Genomic DNA, 5055 nt, shown 5'->3' on the forward strand with positions numbered 1-5055 from the left:
TGGTGCTGCTCGTCTACCTGCACCTGCCGCCCGAGCAGTGGCGTGCCGCGCTCGCGGCCGCGGTGGATGCCGCCGGCCCCGGTGGTGCGGTGCTCGTCGTCGCGCATGCCCTGCGCAACCTCACCGAGGGTGTGGGTGGCCCTCAGGACCCCGGCATCCTGCTCGACCCTGAAGCTGTCGTCGACAGTGCCGCCGGTCTGCCCGTCGACGTCGAGCTGGCAGAGCTGCGCGAGCGGGTGGTGCCCGGAGCCGACCGCCCGGCCCTGGACTCGGTGGTGCTGTTCCGCACGCGCTGACCCTGCGGGGTCGAGTCGCAGGTGCACGGTTTCGCGGGCGATGTCACCTCGACCCGGCCCGGCGCCGTCGACCGCTCTCCGGCGTGCCAGGTGCGGTAGCCGCCGTCGAGGTTGCGCACGTCGCGCCCGTGCTGGGCCAGGATCCGCGCGGCCGTGTGCCCGCGCACCCCGACCGCGCAGTGCACGATGACGGGGCCGTCGGGGATCTCGTCGAGGCGGTCGCGCAGCTCGTTCAGCGGGATGTGCACCGACCCGTCGATGACGCGCCCGCCCGCGCGCTCCGAGGCCTCGCGCACGTCGAGGACCACCGCTCCGGCGGCCACGGCATCCGACACCTCGTGCCACTGGATCGACCGGCTCGTACCCGTGCGCAGGTTCTCGGCGATGTGCCCGAGCATGTTGACGGGGTCCTTCGCCGACGAGAACGCCGGCGCGTAGGCGAGCTCGAGATCCGCCAGGGCGCTCGCCGTCAGCCGTCCCGCCATGGCGGTCGCGATGACGTCGATGCGCTTGTCGACCCCCGACTCGCCGACCCCCTGGGCGCCGAGGATCTCGTCGGTCAGCGGGTCGACGAGGAGCTTGAGCGCCATCGTGTCGGCGCCCGGGTAGTACGTCGCGTGGGATGCCGGGTGGGTGTGGATGGCGCGCACCTCTCGTCCCGCGGCGCGCAGCCGCTTCTCCGACCACCCGGTCGACGCGACCTGGAGCCCGAAGACGCCGACGATGGCGGTCCCGAGCACCGGCCGGTTCCGAACGGCCTGGCCGGCGATGACATCGGCGGCGCGACGGCCCTGGAGGTTCGCGGTGTTCGCGAGGGGGATGAGCGCTGCGGTGCCGTCGACGGCATCCGTCTTCTCGACCGCGTCACCGACGGCGAGGATGTCGGGGTCGCTCGTGCGCAGCTGGTCGTCGACGAGGATGCCGCCGCGCTCGCCGATCGCGAGCCCCGCCTGCTCGGCGAGGGTGGTCTCGGGGCGCACGCCGATGGCGGCGATGACGACGTCGGCGGGCAGGGTGTCGCCGGTGGCCAGGGTGACGGCGTGGGGGCCGACCGCGGCGACCGCCGATCCCAGCCGGAGGTCGACGCCGTGGGCGCGCATCCGGTCGTGCACCGGCGTCGCCATCTCGGGGTCGATGGGTGCCATGACCTGGTCGGCCGCCTCGACGACCGCCACGTCCAGGCCAAGGTGCACGAGGTTCTCGGCGACCTCGACGCCGATGAACCCGCCACCGATGACCACGGCGGTGCTGGCGCCGGCGGCGGCTGCGACGAGGGCGTCGGTGTCCTCGACGTCGCGCAGCGACAGGGCGCGCTCGATGCCCGGGATCGGGGGTCGCACCGCGCGGGCGCCGGTGGAGAGGACGAGGTGGTCGTAGGGCAGCTCGAGGTCGTCGCCCGTTTCGAGGTTGCGGACGGTGACGGCGTGGCGGGCCCGGTCGATGGAGAGCACCTCGTGGTGCACCCGGACGTCGAGGGCGAAGCGGTCGTGCAGCGACTGCGGGGTCTGCAGCAGCAGGTCGGAGCGCTGCTCGATGACGCCGCCCACGTGGTACGGCAGACCGCAGTTGGCGTAGGACACGTGGCCGCTGCGTTCGAGCACGGTGATCTCGGCGTTCTCGGACAGGCGGCGCAGGCGGGTCGCCGCGCTCATGCCGCCGGCGACACCCCCGATGACGATGACTCTCATGATGCTCAACTATACCCCGTGGGGTATGCTTGTCTCACTTCACCCCCCAATCTCGAGGAGATCCCGGCATGTGCCGAGCAGTGACCTGCCGCAAGTGCGGCAAGACGACCTGGGCCGGCTGCGGCCAGCACGTCGACAGCGTGATGCGCGGTGTGCCCAGCGGTGACCGGTGCAAGGGCCACGAGGGCGAGCCGAGCACGGGCTTCTTCTCCAAGCTCTTCGGTCGCTGACCTCGCTCCCGACGCCCCGGTGACCGCGCGGTCAGCGGGGCGTCGCGCTGCCCGTGACGAACCAGCTCCACGGGGTGGCGACCCCGCCGGAGACGAAACCCTCATAGGTCAGCTCGACGTCGTACCCTGCGCTGCGCAGCAGCCCGGCGATGTCCCGGTCGACGTGGCACCCGCCGGCGACCCGCCCCCACAGCGGCTGGATCCGTCGCTGGATGCCCGCAACTCGCCGACTCGGCGCCGCCGAGTGCTCGACGAACCGCAGCTGCCCGCCGGGGCGCAGCACTCGGCGGGCCTCGTGCAGGGCCCGCTCGACCTCGGGCACGGTGCACAGGGTCCACGTCGAGACGACGGTGTCGACACTGGCGTCGGGCACCGGCAGGTCGGAGCCGTCCAGACCGACGCGAGTGACCGGCATCCCGGATGCCGTGACGCGCGCCTTCGCGCGCGCCCACGCGAGGTCGGCGGGCTCCACGGCGAGGACCCGAGTCACCGTGTCGCCGTAGTAGGGCAGGTTGCGCCCGGAGCCGAAGCCGATCTCGAGGACCTCACCGGTGGCGCCGACGCACACGGTGGTGCGCCACGTGCCCGACGTCGCGTCGGCCAGGGCGACGTCGACCAGGCGCGGAAGAGCCTGCTCGTCCCACCATCGGCGCACGCTCGTCATCAAGCCATTGTGTCGTGGGAGGTCAGCGGGTGGGGTCGACGAGCACGATGCCGCGCGACGGCGTGGAGCCCATCGCCACGAGCGCGGAGCCGGCCTCCTCGAGCCCGAGCGGCTCACCCGGCGCGATCATCGCGCGCAGGTCCAGCCGCCGGCTGGCGATGTCGTCGAGCAGCGCGGGGTAGTCGGCCGCGGCCATCCCGTGGCTGCCGAGCACGTCGAGCTCCCACCCGATGACCCGCTCCATGGGGATGTCGGCGCGCCCCGCGGCAGGCGGCAGCAGCCCCACCTGGACGTGTCTGCCCCGGCGCCCCAACGACAGGATGCCGGTGCGGCAGGCCTCGGGGGACCCCAGTGCGTCGATGCTCACGTCGACACCCCCGCCCGCCCAGTGCGTGACGGCGGCGATCACCTTGTCAGGGCCGATCGAGGCGTCGACGACCTCGTCGGCGCCCTGGTCGAGGGCCCGGTCCAGGGATGCCGCGGAGACGTCGACGGCGCACACCCGCGCGCCACGGCTGCGGGCCACGGCCACGGCGGCGAGCCCCACCCCGCCGGCACCGATGACGACGACGCTCTCACCGCCGACCACCTGGGCCCGGGCGGCCACGGCCCGGTAGGCCGTCGCGACGCGGCAGCCCAGACCGGCCGCCATCGCCGGGTCGAGGCCGTCGGGCAGGGCCACGAGGTTGGTCGTCGCCGCGTGGACGACGACGAGCTCGGCGAACGAGCCGGGGTCGGTGAAGCCCGGCTGGCGCTGGTTCGGGCACACCTGCCCGGCACCGGCCGCGCACACGGGGCACGCGCCGCACGCGAAGACGAAGGGTGCGGTGACGGCGCGACCCAGCCACCCGGCATCCACGCCCTCACCCACGGCCCCGACGACTCCGGCGAACTCGTGACCCGGGGTGTGGGGGAACGTGGCGATGTCGCTGTCGTGGCCCATCCAGCCGTGCCAGTCGCTGCGGCACAGGCCGCTCGCGGTGACGCGCACGACCGCGCCGCCGGGGGGTGCGACCGGGTCGGGGAGGGTGGTCACGACGGGGGTGGCGCCGAACGCGGAGTAGGTCAGGGCTCGCATGCGCCCAGCCTGCCAGCCCTCTCGCCGTGAGTGCGGAAGTGGTTGCCTGGGCCACCACTTCCGCACTCGGCGCGTGGGCTGAGGGGGATCAGGATGCCGTGGCGTGCGCGCGCTCCCACGCGCCGTAGCCGCCGAGGATGTCGGAGACGTCGGCGAAGCCCTGGGCGCGCAGCAGGCTCGCGGCGACGCTGCTGCGCCACCCACCCGCGCAGTAGGCGACCACCGGGCGGCTCGGGTCGAGCTCGCCCGACCGGCGCGCCAGCTCGGCGAGGGGGATGTGGGTCGCCCCGGCCACCCCGCCGGCCTCGAGCTCGCCGGCGTTGCGGATGTCGACGACCTGCACCTCGTCGCGGGCGAACGCGGCATCCGCCTCGGCGACGGTGAGGCGGCTGGCCCGGGTCACGTCGTCCTCGTGCGAGAGGAAGTAGGCCTCGGGGTCGGCGACGTAGCCGACGACGTGGTCGAAGCCGATGCGGGCGAAGCGCGTGGCGACGTCCTGCTCGACCCCCTCGGGGGCGATGACGACGACCTGCTGGTCGGGCGTGAACACCATGCCGACCGTCTCGGCCATCCGGCCGTCGGCGGGCACGTTGATCGACCCGCGCAGGTGGGCCGCGGCGAACTCCTGGACATCGCGAGCATCGTGCACGACCGCACCGGCTGCGAGCGCCGCCTCGACCTGCTCGGCCGTGAGGGCCGGCGCCGCGGCGTCGAGGTCACGCACGTCGCGCTCCTGCTTGTTCAGGGTCGCGTTGTAGAGGAAGTAGGCCGGTGCGGCGGGCTGGCCCTCGGTGACGACGGCGACGAACTCCTCCTGCGACATCGGCTGGCAGGCGTAGTTGAAGGCGCGCTGCTCACCGATGGTCGACTGGGTCTCGGTCGACAGGTTCTTGCCGCACGCCGAACCGGCGCCGTGGGCCGGGAAGACGCGCACGGCATCCGGCAACCCCATGAGCTTGCGCTGGATCGAGTCGTAGAGCATGACGCCGAGTTCGTCGGCGGTCACGCCGACGGAGGCGAGCAGGTCAGGGCGGCCGACGTCGCCGATGAAGAGTGCGTCGCCGGTGAGGACGCCGTAGGCCACCTCGTCGTCGGCGTG

5 protein-coding genes are annotated in these 5055 nt (G+C 73.6%); 1 reads left to right on the top strand and 4 read right to left on the bottom strand.

Annotated features, from left to right (window positions below; all coding sequences use genetic code 11):
• Positions 1-142: 142 nt before the first annotated feature.
• The gene (locus tag PLL68_RS07815) at positions 143-1984 is read right to left on the bottom strand and encodes an FAD-dependent oxidoreductase (protein WP_324533211.1); all 1842 of its coding nucleotides are present in this window, start codon (positions 1982-1984) and stop codon (positions 143-145) included.
• 68 nt (positions 1985-2052) lie between these two features.
• On the opposite strand from PLL68_RS07815, the gene PLL68_RS07820 reads away from it, so the two are divergent.
• A complete protein-coding gene (locus PLL68_RS07820) occupies positions 2053-2214 on the top strand; it encodes a DUF8730 family Cys-rich protein (protein WP_324533212.1) in 162 nt (53 codons plus the stop codon).
• A gap of 31 nt (positions 2215-2245) precedes the next feature.
• Here the strand turns inward: PLL68_RS07820 and PLL68_RS07825 are convergent, their stop codons facing one another.
• The 3 genes from PLL68_RS07825 to PLL68_RS07835 all read right to left on the bottom strand — a co-directional run.
• A complete protein-coding gene (locus PLL68_RS07825) occupies positions 2246-2878 on the bottom strand; it encodes a class I SAM-dependent methyltransferase (protein WP_324533213.1) in 633 nt (210 codons plus the stop codon).
• Between the two features lie 22 nt (positions 2879-2900).
• Positions 2901-3956 carry a zinc-binding dehydrogenase gene (locus PLL68_RS07830; protein WP_324533214.1) on the bottom strand — a complete coding sequence of 352 codons (1056 nt, stop codon included), beginning with the start codon at positions 3954-3956 and terminating at the stop codon, positions 2901-2903.
• Positions 3957-4044: 88 nt separating this feature from the next.
• On the bottom strand, positions 4045-5055 hold a 1011-nt coding region (locus PLL68_RS07835; RefSeq protein ID WP_324533215.1), incomplete at its 5' end, for a rhodanese-like domain-containing protein.

Source organism: Ornithinibacter sp., assembly GCF_035443565.1.
Classification (GTDB): Bacteria; Actinomycetota; Actinomycetes; order Actinomycetales; family Dermatophilaceae; genus Fodinibacter.